This window comes from Pseudomonas sp. NPDC086581 (assembly GCF_044746165.1).
Taxonomy (GTDB): domain Bacteria; phylum Pseudomonadota; class Gammaproteobacteria; order Pseudomonadales; family Pseudomonadaceae; genus Pseudomonas.
In genome coordinates this window covers 208,200-224,850 of the sequence record NZ_JBIVBR010000005.1, presented here as the reverse complement: position 1 = coordinate 224,850, position 16,651 = coordinate 208,200, and the positions used below count along the sequence as shown (strand labels likewise).

General features: G+C 64.2%; 18 protein-coding genes. 8 read left to right on the top strand and 10 right to left on the bottom strand.

Annotation, left to right across the window (positions count from 1 at the left end; translation table 11 throughout):
- Nucleotides 1–45 precede the first annotated feature (45 nt).
- The 8 genes from ACIPK7_RS12665 to cmoB all read left to right on the top strand — a co-directional run bounded on the left by ACIPK7_RS12665 (nucleotide 46) and on the right by cmoB (nucleotide 7,176).
- Entirely contained in the window at nucleotides 46–1,908 is a 1,863-nt protein-coding gene (locus tag ACIPK7_RS12665) for a histidine kinase (RefSeq protein ID WP_401088036.1), read from the top strand.
- Nucleotides 1,905–2,558, top strand: a complete 654-nt coding sequence (gene narL, locus ACIPK7_RS12660) for a two-component system response regulator NarL (RefSeq protein WP_192435315.1) — start codon at nucleotides 1,905–1,907, stop codon at nucleotides 2,556–2,558. The genes ACIPK7_RS12665 and narL overlap by 4 nt, the downstream gene beginning before the upstream one ends.
- 199 nt (nucleotides 2,559–2,757) lie before the next feature.
- Nucleotides 2,758–3,153: a protease inhibitor I42 family protein gene (locus tag ACIPK7_RS12655; RefSeq protein WP_192435317.1), complete on the top strand. Its 396-nt coding sequence runs from the start codon at nucleotides 2,758–2,760 to the stop codon at nucleotides 3,151–3,153.
- A gap of 121 nt (nucleotides 3,154–3,274) precedes the next feature.
- Entirely contained in the window at nucleotides 3,275–3,949 is a 675-nt protein-coding gene (locus tag ACIPK7_RS12650; protein ID WP_192435319.1) for a lysoplasmalogenase, read from the top strand.
- 1 nt (nucleotide 3,950) lies between these two features.
- Nucleotides 3,951–4,697, top strand: a complete 747-nt coding sequence (locus tag ACIPK7_RS12645) for an ABC transporter substrate-binding protein (RefSeq protein WP_192435321.1) — start codon at nucleotides 3,951–3,953, stop codon at nucleotides 4,695–4,697.
- Between the two features lie 87 nt (nucleotides 4,698–4,784).
- Complete coding sequence (locus tag ACIPK7_RS12640; protein WP_081517641.1) at nucleotides 4,785–5,357, top strand: hypothetical protein; 573 nt, start codon at nucleotides 4,785–4,787, stop codon at nucleotides 5,355–5,357.
- 113 nt (nucleotides 5,358–5,470) lie between these two features.
- Nucleotides 5,471–6,211, top strand: coding sequence for a carboxy-S-adenosyl-L-methionine synthase CmoA (gene cmoA, locus ACIPK7_RS12635; RefSeq protein WP_401088033.1), 741 nt, complete (start codon nucleotides 5,471–5,473; stop codon nucleotides 6,209–6,211).
- Entirely contained in the window at nucleotides 6,208–7,176 is a 969-nt protein-coding gene (cmoB, locus tag ACIPK7_RS12630) for a tRNA 5-methoxyuridine(34)/uridine 5-oxyacetic acid(34) synthase CmoB (protein ID WP_401088031.1), read from the top strand. The genes cmoA and cmoB overlap by 4 nt, the downstream gene beginning before the upstream one ends.
- Before the next feature lie 116 nt (nucleotides 7,177–7,292).
- Here cmoB and pdxJ read toward each other — a convergent pair whose 3' ends face one another.
- The 10 genes from pdxJ to ACIPK7_RS12580 all read right to left on the bottom strand — a co-directional run bounded on the left by pdxJ (nucleotide 7,293) and on the right by ACIPK7_RS12580 (nucleotide 16,636).
- Nucleotides 7,293–8,036, bottom strand: coding sequence for a pyridoxine 5'-phosphate synthase (pdxJ, locus tag ACIPK7_RS12625; protein WP_017517398.1), 744 nt, complete (start codon nucleotides 8,034–8,036; stop codon nucleotides 7,293–7,295).
- Nucleotides 8,029–8,733, bottom strand: a complete 705-nt coding sequence (recO, locus tag ACIPK7_RS12620; protein WP_401088029.1) for a DNA repair protein RecO — start codon at nucleotides 8,731–8,733, stop codon at nucleotides 8,029–8,031. The genes pdxJ and recO overlap by 8 nt, the downstream gene beginning before the upstream one ends.
- A gap of 89 nt (nucleotides 8,734–8,822) precedes the next feature.
- On the bottom strand, nucleotides 8,823–9,764 hold the full coding sequence (era, locus tag ACIPK7_RS12615; RefSeq protein WP_138212455.1) for a GTPase Era: 942 nt from the start codon (nucleotides 9,762–9,764) through the stop codon (nucleotides 8,823–8,825).
- Nucleotides 9,757–10,449: a ribonuclease III gene (gene rnc / locus ACIPK7_RS12610; RefSeq protein ID WP_017517395.1), complete on the bottom strand. Its 693-nt coding sequence runs from the start codon at nucleotides 10,447–10,449 to the stop codon at nucleotides 9,757–9,759. Before rnc ends, era begins: the two co-directional genes overlap by 8 nt.
- Complete coding sequence (locus ACIPK7_RS12605; protein ID WP_192435331.1) at nucleotides 10,446–10,823, bottom strand: DUF4845 domain-containing protein; 378 nt, start codon at nucleotides 10,821–10,823, stop codon at nucleotides 10,446–10,448. The genes rnc and ACIPK7_RS12605 overlap by 4 nt, the downstream gene beginning before the upstream one ends.
- A gap of 142 nt (nucleotides 10,824–10,965) precedes the next feature.
- Entirely contained in the window at nucleotides 10,966–11,820 is an 855-nt protein-coding gene (gene lepB / locus ACIPK7_RS12600; protein ID WP_045209774.1) for a signal peptidase I, read from the bottom strand.
- Nucleotides 11,821–11,825: 5 nt separating this feature from the next.
- Nucleotides 11,826–13,625, bottom strand: coding sequence for a translation elongation factor 4 (gene lepA / locus ACIPK7_RS12595; protein WP_192435333.1), 1,800 nt, complete (start codon nucleotides 13,623–13,625; stop codon nucleotides 11,826–11,828).
- 147 nt (nucleotides 13,626–13,772) lie between these two features.
- Nucleotides 13,773–15,203, bottom strand: a complete 1,431-nt coding sequence (locus ACIPK7_RS12590; RefSeq protein WP_401088026.1) for a DegQ family serine endoprotease — start codon at nucleotides 15,201–15,203, stop codon at nucleotides 13,773–13,775.
- 36 nt (nucleotides 15,204–15,239) lie between these two features.
- On the bottom strand, nucleotides 15,240–15,695 hold the full coding sequence (locus tag ACIPK7_RS12585) for a SoxR reducing system RseC family protein (protein WP_192435337.1): 456 nt from the start codon (nucleotides 15,693–15,695) through the stop codon (nucleotides 15,240–15,242).
- The gene (locus tag ACIPK7_RS12580; RefSeq protein ID WP_401088024.1) at nucleotides 15,692–16,636 is read right to left on the bottom strand and encodes a MucB/RseB C-terminal domain-containing protein; all 945 of its coding nucleotides are present in this window, start codon (nucleotides 16,634–16,636) and stop codon (nucleotides 15,692–15,694) included. Before ACIPK7_RS12580 ends, ACIPK7_RS12585 begins: the two co-directional genes overlap by 4 nt.
- Nucleotides 16,637–16,651 lie beyond the last annotated feature (15 nt).

Below are 16,651 nucleotides of genomic sequence, written 5' to 3'. Positions count from 1 at the left end.
TCACCGAAAAGAATGCTTAACACATTGTTTTAAAAGGCATTTATTATGAACACGGCACGCACTGCCGACCCTACCGGCAACGACCGACTCTTTGTGGGTAGTCCCCCTGCCGGGCGCCCCTCCCTGCGCAAATCCATCGTCGTGCGCTTTGGTTGCTACCTCACCCTGCTGGTATCACTGGCCCTGGCCGGGATGTTCAGCGCCCTGCTGTTCGCCGACTATTCGCATCAGGATGCCGCGGTGATCAACCAGGCTGGCTCGCTGCGGATGCTCACCTACCGCCTGGCGCTGGACCCGTCGCCGATCAACCGCCAGTCCCTGCAATCGACCCTCGCCGCGCGCCTGGACAACGACGAGATCACCCGCCTGCTGCGCCGCTCCGATGCCGACGCGCCGATCCGCCAGCAGCACGACCGGTTGCGCACGGAACTGCAGAACCTCGACCTCTCCGAAGCGCCGGCCCTGGCCACCCTGGACACCTTCGTCGGACACATCGACGACTTCGTCGGCACCCTGCAGCGCAACGCCGAGTACCGCTCGCAGATGCTCAGCACGGTGCAGGGCCTGTGCCTGTTCCTCAGCCTGCTGGTGGTGTTCATCAGCCTCTACGACCTGAGCTACCACGTCGTCGGCCCGCTGCGCGAACTGACCACCACCGCCCGCCGACTGGGCGAAGGCGACCTCGATGCCAGGGTCAGCAGCAGCGGCGAAGACGAGCTGAGCCAGCTTGGCGAGCGCTTCAACCAGATGGCCGCGGAACTGCAGACCAGCTACCGCGAGCTGGAAGCGCGGGTGGAAGACAAGACCCGCGATCTCTCCAACAGTCACCAGCGCCTGGAACTGCTCTACGACAGCGCCCGCCGCCTCGGCCAGGACCCGTACGACGAGCGCTCGCTGCAGCCGCTGCTGAATCAGCTGGAGCGCGTGCTGCAGGCTGGCAAGGTGACCCTGTGCCTGAACAAGGACGGCGTCGAGCGCGCCTACTCCTCGCTCACCACCGACGGCATCACCGGCAGTTTCTGCCTGCAGGGCAACTGCGGCGAATGCCGCGCCCAGGCCGACAACTGCAACAACCCGATCCGCGGCATCAACCCGCTGCTGATGCAGCCGCTTTCCATCGGCGAGCACCGCTTCGGCGAGCTATTCATCGAGACTCCCGACGGCCACCTGGAAGACTGGCAGCAGCAGTTCGTCGAGGGCTTCTGCGACAACATCGCGCGCACCTTCGCACTGTCCCTGCAACAGGAGCAGGAGAACCGCCTGGCGTTGTTCGCCGAGCGCAGCACCATCGCCCGCGAGCTGCACGATTCGCTGGCGCAGTCGCTGTCCTACCTGAAGATCCAGGTCAGCCGCCTGACTACCCTGCTCAAGCGCGACGTGCCGGCCCAGAAGATCGACGAGACCCTCGACGAACTACGCGAAGGGCTCAACAGCGCCTATCGCCAATTGCGCGAGCTGCTCACCACCTTCCGCCTGAGCCTTGAGCAATCCAGCCTGGAAGCGGCACTGGTGAAGACCGTGGCGGAGTTCGGCGAGCGCGGCGATCTGTCCATAGAACTGGACAACCGCCTGGCGCATATCCCACTCAACCCCAATGAAGAAATCCACGTCCTGCAGATCGTCCGCGAAGCGCTGTCCAACGTGGTGCGCCACGCCCAGGCGACGCAGGCGAAGGTCACCCTCTTCGAGGATGCCGAGGACCAGGTGTGCATCACCGTGGACGATGATGGAGTCGGCTTTGACGCAGCGCAGAGCCGCAATGGGCATTATGGGCTTAGCATCATGCGGGAGCGCAGTCAGACCCTGGAAGCCACCTTCACCATCGCCCCGCGCGAGTCGCAGGGCACCCGCGTCAGCGTGCGCTTTGCCCACAAACCCCTGTCGCAATACCCGGAGACCCACCCATGACGGCCACCCCCACCGATGACCGCGCGCGCATCCTGCTCGTCGACGACCACCCGATGATGCGCAAGGGCGTGGTCCAACTGCTGGAGTTCGAGGACGACCTGGAAGTGGTGGGCGAAGCCGGCAGTGGCGAGGAGGCGCTACGCATGGCCGCGGAGCTGGAACCGGACATGATCCTGCTCGACCTCAACATGAAGGGCATGACCGGCCTCGACACCCTGCGCGCCATGCGCGAGAACGGCGAAGACGCGCGCATCGTGGTGTTCACCGTTTCCGATGACCGCAACGACGTGATCAACGTGCTGCGCGCCGGCGCCGACGGCTACCTGCTCAAGGACATGGAACCCGAGCGCCTGCTGGAGCACATCCGCCAGGCCGCCACCGGCCAGCTCACCATCAGCCCGCAGCTGACCCAGGTATTGGCCCAGGCTCTGCGCGGCGACGACAGGCCCAAGGGCATCGAGGAACTCACCGACCGCGAGCGGCAGATCCTGCGCCAGCTCTCCCACGGCTATAGCAACAAGATGATCGCGCGCAAACTCGACATCACCGAAGGCACCGTGAAGGTCCACGTCAAGCGAGTGCTGCACAAGCTCGGCATGCGCTCGCGCGTCGAGGCCGCGGTGTGGGCGGTGGAGAACCACCTCGTCTGACCGCCACGGCTCTTCAGCGTACCACCGCGAATCAAAATGCGTCCTCTGTTGTAGCGGGCCATGCCCGCGATCGCGCGCATGGCGCGCTCCTACAGGCTGGCGCCACCACCGCGCGAAATGCGCGCTTCCCCACGAAACCTCTACTTCTCACATGATTGCGGTATCCTGCGGCGCAACCTGTCCCCTCCCAGGAGCCGTCATGCCGTCGTACCGCTCGTTGCTGCCCCTCACCCTGGCCCTGCTCGCCGGCTGCGCCGGGCAGACCAAGCCCGTGGTCACCCTGGAAGACGCCGCCGACTGCAAGCCGCTGAAACTGCACACCGGCCAGGAGCTGGTGCTGATCCTGCCGAGCAACCCAACCACCGGTTTCCGCTGGGAGATGCGCAACGCTGCCAACGGCCTGCTGCGCGCCCTCGGCCCGGAGGTCTACAGCAATCCGGAAGACGCAGGTCTGGTCGGCAGCGCCGGCGAATCCACCTGGCGCTTCCGCGTGACCGCTCCCGGCGAAGACACACTGGAATTGGCCTACCGCCGCCCCTGGGAAGCCGAAGTAGCCCCGGCGAAGACCTTCATCTGCCCGATCAGCGTCAAGTAAAGCGCGCGCTCAGCAGACCCTCAACCGGCGCCAAAAGCCGCCCGCGCTGACGCCTTCGGCCTGTGGGCCGGGCGCCGCGCTGGGGCACAGTGGGCGTTCATTTTCTTCGGGAGGGAACCCCATGCGCTGGGCACTCTTGGCACTCATCGGCGGTGCCGCCTACCTGTTCGCCGTCACCTTCGACTTGCCCACGCTGCGCATGCTGTGCAAGCCGCTACCGGCGCTGGCCATGCTGCTGTGGATTCTCGCCACGCCCGCCGACGGCTATCGCCGCTGGGTCGCCATCGGCCTGGTGCTGTCGATGCTTGGCGACATCCTGCTGGAGTGGCCGATCAACGCCTTCGTGCCCGGCCTCGCCGCCTTCCTGCTGGCACATCTTGCGTACCTGGTCGCCTACCTGGGCGACACCCGCCGTTTCGCCCCGCTCGGGCTGCTGGTTGCAGGCAGCATGGGTGGCGGCCTGTTCTCCCTGCTCTACAGCCGCGGTCTCGGCCCGCTGCTGCTGCCCATCGCGCTATACAGCCTGACCATCAGCGCCATGCTCTGGCGCGCCGTTGCCCGCCTTGGCGTGCCCACGATCACCAAGGCCAGCCAGGCGTTCGCTGCCCTGGGCGCGCTGCTGTTCGTCAGCTCCGATTCGATGATCGGCATCAGCCGCTTCGTCGCTGCTTTCGACGGCTCCTCCTACGCCATCATGCTCACCTACTGGCTCGGCCAGTTCGGTATTGCCGCGTCCGTCACATCCCGTCATATCGCTCTGCCATACTCGGAAAGACAAACCACTTCCCGGGCCTGACATGCTGCGAATCGCTTCACCGCTGCTGCTACTTTGTTCGGCGCTGGCCAGCGCCGAACCCCTGCGCCTGGCCGGCGATGACTGGTGCCCTTACCTCTGCCCGAACGACCCGGACAAGCCCGGCTACCTGCTCGAAGCGCTCGGCCGGGTGCTGCCACAACCACCCCGCTTCGAGCCCCTGCCCTGGCCTCGCGCCCTGCAGATGGCCCGCGAGGGGCTGGTGGATGGCGTGGTCGGCGCCTACAGCGAAGAGTCCGCGGAGCTGCTGATCGGCGAGGAGCCCATCGGCTGGGTGACCATGCGTTTCTACGTGCGCAACGACAATCCCTGGACCTGGAAAGGTCCGGCCTCGCTGAGCAGCCAGTCCATCGGGCTGGCCCAAGGCTATTCCTACGGCAAGGAGCTGGACGACTGGCGTGACGAGCACCTGGCCAACCATGAACAGGTGCAGGTGCTCAGCGGCGAGAAGGTGCTCGAACGCAACCTCCAGAAGCTGCTGCTCGGGCGCATCACAGTGCTGCTTGAGGACAGCCAGATCGTCGAGCACTACCTGCAGCGCCATGGCCTCTCGGAGCGCATTCAAGCGGCCGGCGAGCTCGCCGATAAACGTCCTATGTACGTCGCGCTAAACCCGCGCCTGGAAAGCGTGCAAGAGCGCCTGGCCGACCTCGACGAGGGCCTGCGCGAGCTGCGCCGCAACGACCAGTGGAAACCCCTGATGCAGGGTTACGGCATCGCCGTTGACTAGTCCTGCGAAGGCGTGAGAAAAGTCCGGCAGAGCCCTCTGTCATCGGCTATAGATCAATCAATAAGAGACTGGGAAAAGGGGAGCTCCATGCGTGCAGTAGTTCGCTCCATGTTGTTGCTGGGAGCCTGCCTGACACTCTCGGCCTGTGGCAGTCTGTTGCCCAGCGAACGCGCGGAAGTGCAGTCACCATTCCTGGATTACCAGGATGCACAGAGCCGCTACAACCAGGTCGACCCTGGCAAGACCACCAAGTCGCAGCTCTACGCACTGGGCTTCGACCCGCTGTCCCAGGGCAACGCCAAGATGCTTTCGTTCATCGACGTGCGCCTGCTCTTCGTGCAGCCCAACATCCCCATCGACTACTTGCCCGACGGCCTGGTGACCTGCCTGCAGGCCAAGGATCGCTGCGTCGGCTATGCCTTCGACTTCAACAAGACCGACAGCCAGCGCGTGGGCAGTTTCTGGGCCGACATCTTCAACTTCCGCAAGCGCCGCCAGGTGCAGGGCTGGTCGTTCCGCCCGGTGTTCGTGCTGATCGACGACGTGGTGGTGCACAAGACCAGCAACGGCGAGCCGAACATCCGCCGCATGGAAGACAAGAAGAACCCCCTCGGCCCACTGCAGGGCGCCGGCGAATACTTCTCCGACCAGCTCAAGTGACCCTCGTCCGCTAACGGTTGGGCGCACCTCGCGCCTCGGCTACAATGCGCGCCCCGGCAAACCGGGCGCGCCGCGCCTGGTTGCCTGTTCAGCGTAACGAGGCCCCATCCAGCGTGAGCGAATCCGACCGCATCTTCGCCCAGCCGCAAGCCCAGGTTCCCGACTTCACCTTCAACGAGGACGTGGTGCGCGTCTTCCCGGACATGATCAAGCGATCCGTGCCGGGCTACCCCACCATCGTCGAAAACATCGGCGTACTCGGCGCGCGCTTCGCCTCGCCGAACAGCGTGCTCTACGACCTCGGCTGCTCGCTGGGCGCCGTGACCCAGGCGCTGCGCCGCCACGTGAAGACCGAAGGCTGCCGCGTCATCGGCGTCGACAACTCCGCACCGATGATCGAGCGCTGCGGCGAATACCTGCGCGCCCAGGATGCCATGCACCAGGAACTACTGCCGGTCGAACTGATCGAGGCGGACATCCTGACGCTGGAGCTCAAGCCCTGCTCGCTGATCGCGCTGAACTTCACCCTGCAGTTCATCGCCCCCGAACAACGCCTGGAACTGCTCAGCCGCCTACGCAGCGCCCTGCTGCCCGGTGGCGCGCTGATCCTCTCGGAAAAACTGCGCTTCGCCGACGAGCAGGAGCACGAGTTGCTCACCGACCTGCACATCGACTTCAAGCGCGCCAATGGCTACAGCGAACTGGAAATCGCCCAGAAGCGCACCGCCATCGAGAACGTCATGCGCCCCGATACCTTGGATACCCACCGCGAGCGCCTGCTGGCCGCCGGTTTCTCCAAGGTCGTGCTCTGGTTCCAGTGCCTCAACTTCGCCTCCCTGATTGCCCTGCCATGATCGAACGCTTCGACCTCGACCGCCTGCGCCTTGAACTGGCCGGCACGCCACTGGAATCCTGGGCCGCCTCGCTGCCCGCGCAATTGGCCAGCAAGGTCGACGATGGCCACGGCGATCTCGAACGCTGGCTGGCCGCGGTGGACCGCCTGCCGCACCTGCAAGCCGCTGCCGTCGAGCTGCGCGAGCGCTTCAACCTCGAAGGCACCTGCGACGAGGACACCCGCGCGCAGCTCAAGCTCGCCCTGCAGGGGCTGATTCCGTGGCGCAAGGGGCCGTTCAACCTGTTCGGTATCCACATCGACACCGAATGGCGCTCGGACTGGAAGTGGGAGCGCGTCTCGCCGCACATCGACCTGGCGGGCAAGCGCATCCTCGATGTGGGCTGCGGCAATGGCTACTACCAGTGGCGCATGCTCGGTGCCGGCGCGCAGAGCGTGGTGGGCGTGGACCCGAACTGGCTGTTCTTCTGCCAGTTCCTCGCGATGAAGCGCTACCTGGCGGACCTGCCGGCCTGGCACCTGCCCTTCGCCCTGGAAGACCTGCCGGAGAAACTGGAAGGCTTCGACACGGTGTTCTCCATGGGCGTGCTCTACCACCGCCGCTCGCCCATCGACCACCTGCTGGCGCTCAAGGACTGCCTGCGCCGTGGCGGCGAACTGGTGCTGGAAACCCTGGTGGTGGAAGGCGATGTGAACACCGTGCTGGTGCCCGAGGACCGCTATGCGCAGATGCGCAACGTGTGGTTCCTGCCCGCGGTACCGGCGCTGGAGTTGTGGCTGCGCCGCGCAGGGTTCACCGACGTGCGCAGCGTCGACGTCAGCCGCACCTCCGTGGAAGAGCAGCGCGCCACCGACTGGATGCGCTACCAGTCGCTGCCGGACTTCCTCGATCCGGACGACCACAGCCGCACCCTCGAAGGCCTCCCGGCGCCCATGCGCGCCACGCTGGTGGCGCGCAAGCCCTGAAGCGCTGCCCAGGTCGAATTAGAACGTAGGGCGCATAACGACCGAGGCGTTATCCGCCGTGGTGGCGGATAACCCGTTCCGAGTTATGCACCCTACGGTTTCCAATCAGGTAGCGATCAGCGATTCGCCGCCGCCACGATCAGTGCCTTCATCTCGGCAACCGCTTGCTTGAAACCCACGAACAGCGCATGGGCGACGATGGCGTGGCCGATGTTCAGCTCGTTGATCCCGGCGATGGCCGCTACCGGCTCGGCATTGTGGTAATGCAGGCCGTGGCCGGCGTTGACGATCAGGCCATGGGACAGACCGAACTCCACGCCATCGCGGATGCGCGCCAGCTCATGGGCAGCTTCGGCCGGATTGTGCGCGTCGGCATAGCGACCGGTGTGCAACTCCACCGCCGGCGCACCAATGCGGGCAGAAGCCTCGATTTGACGTTGATCCGGATCGATGAACAGCGACACCTCGCAGCCAGCGGCCGCCAGGCGCTGCACCGCTTCGCGGATGCGTGCTTCCTGGCCGGCGACATCCAGGCCACCTTCGGTGGTCAGTTCCTGGCGAGTCTCCGGCACCAGGCAGACGTGGGCCGGACGGATGATCTCGGCGAACTTCATCATCTCCTCGGTCACGCCCATCTCGAAGTTCATGCGGGTCTGCAGCACTTCGGCGAGCACGCGCACATCGCGGTCCTGGATGTGCCGGCGATCCTCGCGCAGGTGCACGGTGATGCCGTCAGCCCCGGCTTCCTCGGCGTCCAGCGCGGCTTTCACCGGGTCGGGATAACGGGTACCGCGGGCCTGGCGCAGGGTGGCGACGTGGTCGATGTTCACGCCCAGCAGGATACGATTGGCTTCAGTCACGGGAGTTGTCCTTGCGATTCATGAAGAGCTCGCGGCTGACCAGCGGTCGGCCGCCAAGATGGGGAGCGAGCGCCTGGCGCATCAGGCGCTTGGCCGCCGCCAGGGCGCCCGGGGCGTTCCAGTCGGCTTCGGCCATGGCCAGCAGGTCGGCACCATGGAACAGCCCCGGCTGCAGGCCGCCGACCGGTTCGAGGCCCGCGTCGGGCAGCAGGCGGTAGAGTCCGTTGGGCGCTACCGCCTGACCGACGATATCGGTGTCCAGGGAAAAACCATAGCCCAGGTCGTCCAGCAACCGCCATTCGAACGAGCGCAGCAGCGGTTCCAGTGGACTGCCGGCGGCCAGCAGCGGCAGGGTCGCACGGTAGTGCTCGAACAGCACGGGATGCGGGTCTTCAACGGGCAGCAGGCGGACCATCAGCTCGTTCAGGTACAGGCCGCTGAACAGCGCTTCGCCACTGAGCAGGTTGGGGATGCCGTTGGGCTCCAGGCGCACGACATTCTTCAGGTCGCTGCGCCCGCGGAATTCGCCCTCCAGGGGCACGAACGGTCGCGCCAGTGCTCCAGCCCTGCCCCGCGCGCCACGCAGAACGGCGCGCAAGCGCCCCTGCGGGGTGAAGAAATCCACCAGCGCGCTGGTTTCCTTGTAGGGACGGCTGTGCAGGACGAAGGCGGCTTGGGCAGTAGAAGCGAGGCTCATGGCGCTGCGCCTGGAGTGGGAAGTCGGGAGGCGGGCGCGCTCAGGCACCCAAAGGGCACGCCCCGCGAATACTCGCGGGGCGCTGAAAGTCAGAGGTCGCCGTAGCCCAGCGAGCGCAGTGCACGCTCGTCGTCGGACCAGCCGCCTTTCACTTTCACCCAGAGGTTGAGCATGACTTTGGAGTCGAACAGCACTTCCATGTCCTTGCGGGCGTTCTGACCGATGCTTTTGATGCGATCGCCCTTGTCGCCGATGATGATCTTCTTCTGGCCGTCGCGTTCCACCAGGATCAGCGCATGGATGTGCAGGATCGGACCGTCCTGCTTGAACTCTTCGATCTCCACGGCGACCTGGTACGGCAGCTCGGCGCCCAGCTGGCGCATGATCTTCTCGCGCACCAGTTCGGCGGCGAGGAAGCGGCTACTGCGGTCGGTGATCTGGTCTTCCGGGAAGAAGTGGTCATTTTCCGGCAGGCGCTCGGCCACCAGACCTTCGAGCACGTCGAGGTTCTGCCCGTGCTGGGCGGAAATCGGCACGACTTCGGCGTTGGGCAGTTGCTCGGCCAGCCACTGCAGGTGCGGCAGCAGCTCGCCCTTGTCTTCCATGCGGTCGACCTTGTTCACCGCCAGCAGGACCGGGCAGCTCACGTACTTGACCTTGTCGTAGACCATCTGGTCTTCGTCGGTCCAGCGGTTGCGGTCGACGACGAAGATCACCACGTCGACGTCCTTCAGCGCGGCGCTGGCCGAACGGTTCATGTAGCGGTTCAGCGCCTTGTCGTTGTCCTTGTGCAGGCCGGGGGTGTCGACATACACCGCCTGCACGTCACCCTCGGTCTTGATGCCCAGCAGGGTGTGGCGAGTGGTCTGCGGCTTGCGCGAGGTGATCGCCAGCTTCTGCCCGAGGATGTGGTTGAGCAGAGTCGACTTGCCTACGTTGGGGCGGCCGACGATGGCAACGTAACCGCAACGAACGGTTCCTGCTTCATCGTGCTCGGATGGGTCGTGCTGGTCTTGCTCGTGCTCACTCATGGCCATTCTCCACACCCAGGGCTGCCAGCGCGGCGGCGGCTGCCACCTGCTCGGCGATGCGGCGGCTACCGCCGTGACCGTGGGTCTTATCGTTCAGCAGGGCCACCTCGCACTCTACGAAGAAAGTGCGGCAATGCGGTTCGCCCTGGATATCCACCACGTCGTAACGCGGCAGTTCGCACCCGCGGGACTGCAGGAATTCCTGCAGGCGGGTCTTGGGGTCCTTGTTGGTATCCACCGGGGTCAGCTCGCGCAGTTGCGGGCCAAGCCAGTCCATGATCCGCTCACGGGCGGAATCCATGCCGGTGTCCAGATAGATGGCGCCAATCAGCGCCTCCATGGCGTCAGCCAGGATCGACTCGCGACGATAACCGCCGCTCTTCAGCTCACCCGAGCCCAGTCGCAGGTAATCCCCGATCTCGAAACCGCGGGCCAGCAGGGCCAGGGTCTCGCCTTTCACCAGTCGCGCGCGCAGGCGCGACAGCTGGCCTTCGCGGGCCTGGGGAAAGTGGGTGAACAGGGCTTCGCCGATGACGAAGTTGAGGATGGCGTCACCGAGGAACTCCAGGCGCTCGTTGTTGCGCCCGGCGAAACTGCGATGGGTCAGCGCCAGGACCATCAGGTCCTGGTCGCGGAAGGTGTAGCCAAGCTTGCGCTCGAGTCGATCCAGACTGTTGTTACTCACGGCATTCGTACACGGAATTCTTTGTCAAATTTGACCACCAGGTCGATGTTCTGCACCAGCGGCTCGCGTTTTTCGTATTTCAGGTGGGCGCGGAACTCGTTGTTCTCGAGTTTCACGTCCAGCGCGTCATCCAGCTTGAGGTCGCGGATGTTGTTGAGCATCAGTGCCTTGTCCACATAGGAGTAGAACTCCGGAACGGTACGCACTTCGGCAGCCTTGTCGGTTTCCACCGAGGTGATGGCCTTCTCGATGGCGTAGTAGTCCAGGTAATGCGGAATGATCTTGAACGCGGCACTGGCGAGAAACGCCACGATGGCGAGCACGACCAGCCAACCCAGCAATGACATTCCCTTCTGCGAACGTGCGTACGTCATATCGACCTCATGTCGGTATCTTTCTTATTTGCCCGCCAACCACGACGGGTCCAAGTGAAGCGGGGCTGCCTCGCTCCCCGCGTGCAGCCCCGCCTTTTTCTAGCACCGTTCCAGCCTTGCCGGCCTGCAACGTCTCACAAGTTTAGTGAATCACGCCGACTCGCGAGAAATTCGGCAGATTGCGCATCTTCGGATCCGGCCAGCTCATCCACACCGCGAAGGCCTTGCCGACGATATTGCGGTCCGGAACCATGCCCAGCAGGTCCTTCGGAATCTTCGGATCGTTCCAGTAGCGGCTGTCGTTGGAGTTGTCGCGGTTGTCGCCCATCATGAAGTAATGGCCAGCCGGCACTTTCCACTGCTTGCCCGGCTCGATGCGGAAGCGGGTCATTTCCTTGCGGATCATGTGCTCCACCGCGCCCAGCTTCTCCTGGTACAGGGTCACGCTGCCCAGGGTGCCCGGCTCCTCGCCCACCAGCGACTCGGCCACGGCCTGGTCGTTGATGAAAAGGCGCTTGTCGCTGGTGTAGCGGATGGTGTCGCCCGGCACGCCGATGACACGCTTGATGTAGTTGATGTTCGGGTCACTGGGATAGCGGAACACCATGACATCGCCACGCTGTGGGTCACCCACCGGGATCACCTTGGTGTCGAGCACCGGCAGGCGGATGCCGTAGGCGAACTTGTTCACCAGGATGAAATCGCCCACTTCCAGGGTCGGCTTCATCGAACCCGACGGGATCTGGAAGGGCTCGACGAGGAACGAACGCAGCACCAGCACGATGAACAGCACCGGGAAGAACGACTTGCCGTACTCGACGAGCACCGGCTCCTTGTTCAGTTTCTCCAGCACTTCCGGGTCAGCTTCGCTGACCGATCCTTCATAGGCGGAAATGGCCGCCCGGCGACGCGGCGCGAACAGCACCAGGTCCACCAGGGCGAGAACGCCGCATACCGCAACGGCAATCACCAGCAACAGCGGGAAATTCAGGGTCATAGGGTTCAACTGTCCACTTTGAGCACAGCGAGGAAGGCTTCCTGCGGAATCTCCACGCTACCGACCTGCTTCATCCTTTTCTTACCGGCCTTCTGCTTCTCCAGCAGCTTGCGCTTACGGCTCACGTCACCACCGTAGCACTTGGCCAGCACGTTCTTCCTGAGCGCCTTGACCGTCGAGCGAGCGATGATCTGCCCGCCGATGGCCGCCTGAATCGCGACGTCGAACATCTGCCGCGGAATCAATTCCTTCATCTTCTCCACCAGCTGACGGCCCTTGTACGGGGCGTTGTCGCGGTGGACGATCAGGGCGAGGGCGTCAACCTTCTCGCCGTTGATCAGCACATCGAGACGAACCAGGTTGGCCGGCTCGAAGCGGTCGAAGCTGTAGTCCAGCGAAGCATAGCCACGGCTGGTGGACTTCAGGCGGTCGAAGAAGTCCAGCACCACTTCGTTCATCGGCAGATCGTAGATCACCTGGACCTGGCCGCTGAGGAAGTGCATGTCGCGCTGGACGCCGCGCTTCTCGATGCACAGGGTAATGACGTTGCCCAGGTGCTCCTGAGGCACAAGGATGGTCGCGCGGCAGATCGGCTCGCGCATCTCGTCGATGGACGAAAGGTCGGGCAGCTTCGACGGGTTGTCGACATAGAGGATCTCGCCGTTCTTCTGCACGATCTCGAAGATCACGGTCGGCGCGGTGGTGATCAGGTCCAGGTCGTATTCGCGCTCCAGGCGCTCCTGGATGATCTCCATGTGCAGCATGCCGAGGAAGCCGATGCGGAAGCCGAAGCCCAGGGCCTCGGAGCTTTCCGGCTCGTACTGCAGCGCGGCGTCGTTCAGGGTCAGCTTCTGCAGCGCTTCGCGGAAGTCCTCGAAGTCATCGGAGCTGACCGGGAACAGGCCGGCGTAGACCTGCGGCTTGATACGCTTGAAGCCCGGCAGCACGTCCACGTCGGGCGTGCTGTTCAAGGTAAGGGTGTCGCCTACCGGCGCGCCCAGGATGTCCTTGATGCCGGCGATGATGAAGCCTACTTCGCCGGCCTTGAGGTCCGGAGTCTCGGTGTGCTTCGGGGTGAAGACGCCGACGCTGTCCACCTGGTGGACCTTGCCGGTGGACTTCACCAGGATCTTGTCGCCTTTCTTGACGCGGCCGTGCTTCACGCGCACCAGCGAGACCACGCCCAGGTAATTGTCGAACCAGGAGTCGATGATCAGCGCCTGCAGAGGGGCGTCGATCTCGCCTTCCGGAGCGGGGATGGCGGTGACCAGGCGTTCCAGCACATCTTCCACGCCCATGCCGCTCTTGGCCGAGCAGGCCACAGCGTCGGTGGCGTCGATGCCGATGATGCTTTCGATCTCGTCCTTTACGCGGTCCGGATCGGCCTGCGGCAGGTCCATCTTGTTGAGGACCGGCATCACTTCCAGGCCCTGTTCGATGGCGGTGTAGCAGTTGGCGACCGACTGCGCTTCCACGCCCTGGCCGGCATCCACCACCAGCAGCGCGCCTTCGCACGCCGCCAGCGAACGGCTGACTTCGTAAGTGAAGTCGACGTGACCGGGGGTATCGATGAAGTTCAGCTGGTAGGTCTTGCCGTCCTTCGCCTTGTAGTGAAGGGTGACGCTGTGCGCCTTGATGGTGATGCCGCGCTCACGCTCCAGGTCCATGGAGTCCAGAACCTGGGCCTCCATCTCGCGGTCGGACAGGCCGCCGCACATCTGGATAAAGCGGTCTGCCAGCGTCGACTTGCCATGGTCGATGTGGGCGATGATGGAGAAATTGCGGATATGACTCAGGTCACTCACGGCGAACACACTCGGAAGGCTGAAGGCGGCGGTCCGCCGAAAAATAGCCGGGGAGTTTACCTGACTACAGCCTGACGCGTCACGCCGCGCCGGACGGTCAGGCATGAAAAAGGGCGACCGGAGTCGCCCTTTTCTGGTGCACCGACCTTATTCGGTCAGCTTGAACGTAATGAAGCTCGCACGTCCCTGACGCAGCACGCGCATGGAAATCGAACGATCCTTCGGCAGCGCCTTGGCGATCTCGCTGAAGGTTTTCGAAGAATCCACCGCGCGGTTGTTCAGGTGGGTGATGACATCGCCCGGACGCAGGCCGATCATGGCCGCCGGGCCGCCCTGCACTTCCTTGATGACCACGCCACCCTTGATATCCAGGGACTTGCGCTGCTCGGCAGTCAGCTCCGCCACAGTCACACCCATGCGGTTGCTGCTGCGCTCGGCACCCTTGCCCTCGACGGCAGCGACGGCATCGTCGTCGTCCGGCAGGCTGCCGATGGTCATGCTCAAGGTCTGACGCTTGTTGTCGCGAATGACTTCCAGAGCGGCCTTATCGCCCGGCTTCATGTTGCCCACCAGGTGCGGCAGGTCGGCGGATTCGTTGATGGTCTGGCCGTTCAGGCTCAGGATCACGTCACCTACCTGCAGGCCGCCCTTGGCTGCCGGGCCGTCTTCCACCAGTTGCGCGACCAGCGCGCCGGCCGGCTTGTCGAGACCGAAGGATTCGGCCAGGTCCTTGTTCACTTCCTGGATCACCACGCCCAGCCAGCCACGGTTGACCTTGCCGCCAGCCTTGAGCTGATCGGCGACGTTCAGCGCCACATCGATCGGGATCGCGAAGGAAAGCCCCATGAAGCCGCCGGAACGAGTGAAAATCTGCGAGTTGATACCGACTACTTCGCCCTGCAGGTTCAGCAGCGGGCCGCCAGAGTTGCCCGGGTTGATCGCCACGTCGGTCTGGATGAACGGCACATAGTTCTCGTTCGGAAGGCTGCGGCCCTTGGCGCTGACGATACCGGCAGTCACCGAGTGGTCGAAGCCGAACGGCGAACCAATGGCCAGCACCCACTCGCCAACTTTCAGCTTGTCGGAATCACCCAGCTTGAGCGTCGGCAGGCCCTTGGCATCGATCTTCAGCACGGCCACGTCGCTGCGCGGGTCGGCACCGACCAGCTTGGCTTTGTGCTCGCTGCGGTCGGACAGGCGCACGAGAATCTCATCGGCGTCTGCCACCACGTGGTTATTGGTGAGGATGTAGCCATCATCGGAAATGATGAAACCCGAGCCCAGGGACTGGGCCTCGCGCTGCTGGCCGCGGGGCGCCTGGCCCTGACCACCCTGACCGCGGGGAATGCTGCGTTCGAAGAATTCGCGCAGGCCCGGCGGCAGGCCGTCGAGGTCCGGAATGCCCATCTGCGCGTTGGAGCGGTCGGGAAGCTTCTGGGTGGTACTGATGTTGACCACCGCCGGCGAGGCTTTCTCGACCAGCGGCGTGAAGTCCGGTAGTTCAGCCCGCGCGGTGACCGACAGGCTCAGGGCCAGCAGGGCGACCAGCGCAGCCATGCTGCGTTTCAGGGTTTGCATTGACTACAGCTCCCGTGATGTTGATTGGGAAGATCACTAAACAGGGCCGGGCGGCCCACCGACCAGCGCACGCAGCACAACCGGTTGCATCGCCGGATCATCCGTATGGCGTCGCGCGTAGCGACGCACCGGCAGCCAGGACAGCAGGAACCCCGCCAGTCCGGCCACGATGATGAGAGGTTCCCCCAGATCGAGGCACGCCGCCAGTAGCGCCAGCGCGAAAAGCCCGATCAGCGGAAGGAGATAGAAAAGGAGAGCGCTTTTCAGCAGAAGGTCTTCATCCACGCCAAGCACGACTTCGTCGCCAGGTATCAGACGCAGTGAAGAAAGGGCGCGCGCTTGACCCCGCCCCCGGGCAATCCCCAGCCGCTCCAGGAGACCCTGGCCGCAACCGGCATTGACCGAACATCCCGAGCAGGCGGAGCGGCGCAGCGTTTCGATCTGGACAGTTCCAGACTCGACCGCAATCACCCTCCCCCACTCCTGGATCACTGTGGCTGGGCTCCCGTGGGCCGCATGGACAACGCCACGCGCTCGGCAGTGCCACTGGGTATCTCGCCGACCACAGTCACCATGGTGCCGCCGTCGTCACTGGCGAACCGCCTCGACACAACGGTGGTAGGGCCCAACTGGGTGCGGGCATCATCGACCTTGGCGCCGTGCAGCGGCTCGAGGAACACCGAGAAGCGCGCCAGCCCGTCGCCGTAGGCCAGGCATAGTACCTGGTCATTGGAGACCGGACTGCGTTCCTGCAGCGTGCTGTTCAGGGTAAAGCCCGGCGGCACCCATTCCGAATGCCAGTTGGTCTTCACTTCGGCAACCTTGGCTTCCTTCACTGGCTTGCAGGCAGCGCTCGCTTGCAACTCGCCGTCATCCGGCGCTGCCATGTCGATGCGGGTGAACTGCAGGCGCTCGATGATCTGGCCCTTGTCATTGAGCAGCAGGGACTTGAGCGGCAGGCCGGTTTCCTTGTCCACGTGCAGCTCGAAGCCATAGCGATGCTGATCGCGCGGGATCACCGCCAGCACAACCGCCGGCCGATCGGCAATACGCGACTCACCAGCGACGCGCACGTCATAGTAGCTAGATAGATCGGCAGGGTTTAGTTTGCGTGCCGGCCACATCTCGCCGGTCGACACCTGCCCCGACATACCTCCCCCTACGCACTGGGTAGCGCCATCGACGCGCACCACTTCCTGGCGCGGCCCATCGACCTGAACCAGATGTTCGCGCACCGAGCCGTCACTCTCCACACGATGCCAGACATCGTGGGTGGAGAAGGCTCCGCTGCGTTCGTAGATGAAGGTACCCTGGAAGTTCTGTTTCTGATCAGCCTCGGAGAGGCGCTTGATCCAGTCCAACGCATCGGCGGCCTGGACTGGCAATGCCAGCAGACCACCGAGGAAGAACAACAGTGCTGTCTTCGCGCGCATGTCGCTCCTTAAGGT

Excerpts from the sequence above, each read along its gene's own strand:
- narL (WP_192435315.1), top strand. The coding sequence starts at position 1,905 with ATGACGGCCACCCCCACCGATGACCGCGCGCGCATCCTGCTCGTCGAC.
- lepB (WP_045209774.1), bottom strand. The coding sequence starts at position 11,820 with ATGACCCTGAATTTCCCGCTGTTGCTGGTGATTGCCGTTGCGGTATGC.
- ACIPK7_RS12580 (WP_401088024.1), bottom strand. The coding sequence starts at position 16,636 with ATGCGCGCGAAGACAGCACTGTTGTTCTTCCTCGGTGGTCTGCTGGCA.
- ACIPK7_RS12655 (WP_192435317.1), top strand. The coding sequence starts at position 2,758 with ATGCCGTCGTACCGCTCGTTGCTGCCCCTCACCCTGGCCCTGCTCGCC.
- era (WP_138212455.1), bottom strand. The coding sequence starts at position 9,764 with ATGAGTGAGCACGAGCAAGACCAGCACGACCCATCCGAGCACGATGAA.
- ACIPK7_RS12650 (WP_192435319.1), top strand. The coding sequence starts at position 3,275 with ATGCGCTGGGCACTCTTGGCACTCATCGGCGGTGCCGCCTACCTGTTC.
- ACIPK7_RS12645 (WP_192435321.1), top strand. The coding sequence starts at position 3,951 with ATGCTGCGAATCGCTTCACCGCTGCTGCTACTTTGTTCGGCGCTGGCC.
- cmoB (WP_401088031.1), top strand. The coding sequence starts at position 6,208 with ATGATCGAACGCTTCGACCTCGACCGCCTGCGCCTTGAACTGGCCGGC.
- ACIPK7_RS12640 (WP_081517641.1), top strand. The coding sequence starts at position 4,785 with ATGCGTGCAGTAGTTCGCTCCATGTTGTTGCTGGGAGCCTGCCTGACA.
- ACIPK7_RS12605 (WP_192435331.1), bottom strand. The coding sequence starts at position 10,823 with ATGACGTACGCACGTTCGCAGAAGGGAATGTCATTGCTGGGTTGGCTG.
- recO (WP_401088029.1), bottom strand. The coding sequence starts at position 8,733 with ATGAGCCTCGCTTCTACTGCCCAAGCCGCCTTCGTCCTGCACAGCCGT.
- ACIPK7_RS12590 (WP_401088026.1), bottom strand. The coding sequence starts at position 15,203 with ATGCAAACCCTGAAACGCAGCATGGCTGCGCTGGTCGCCCTGCTGGCC.
- ACIPK7_RS12665 (WP_401088036.1), top strand. The coding sequence starts at position 46 with ATGAACACGGCACGCACTGCCGACCCTACCGGCAACGACCGACTCTTT.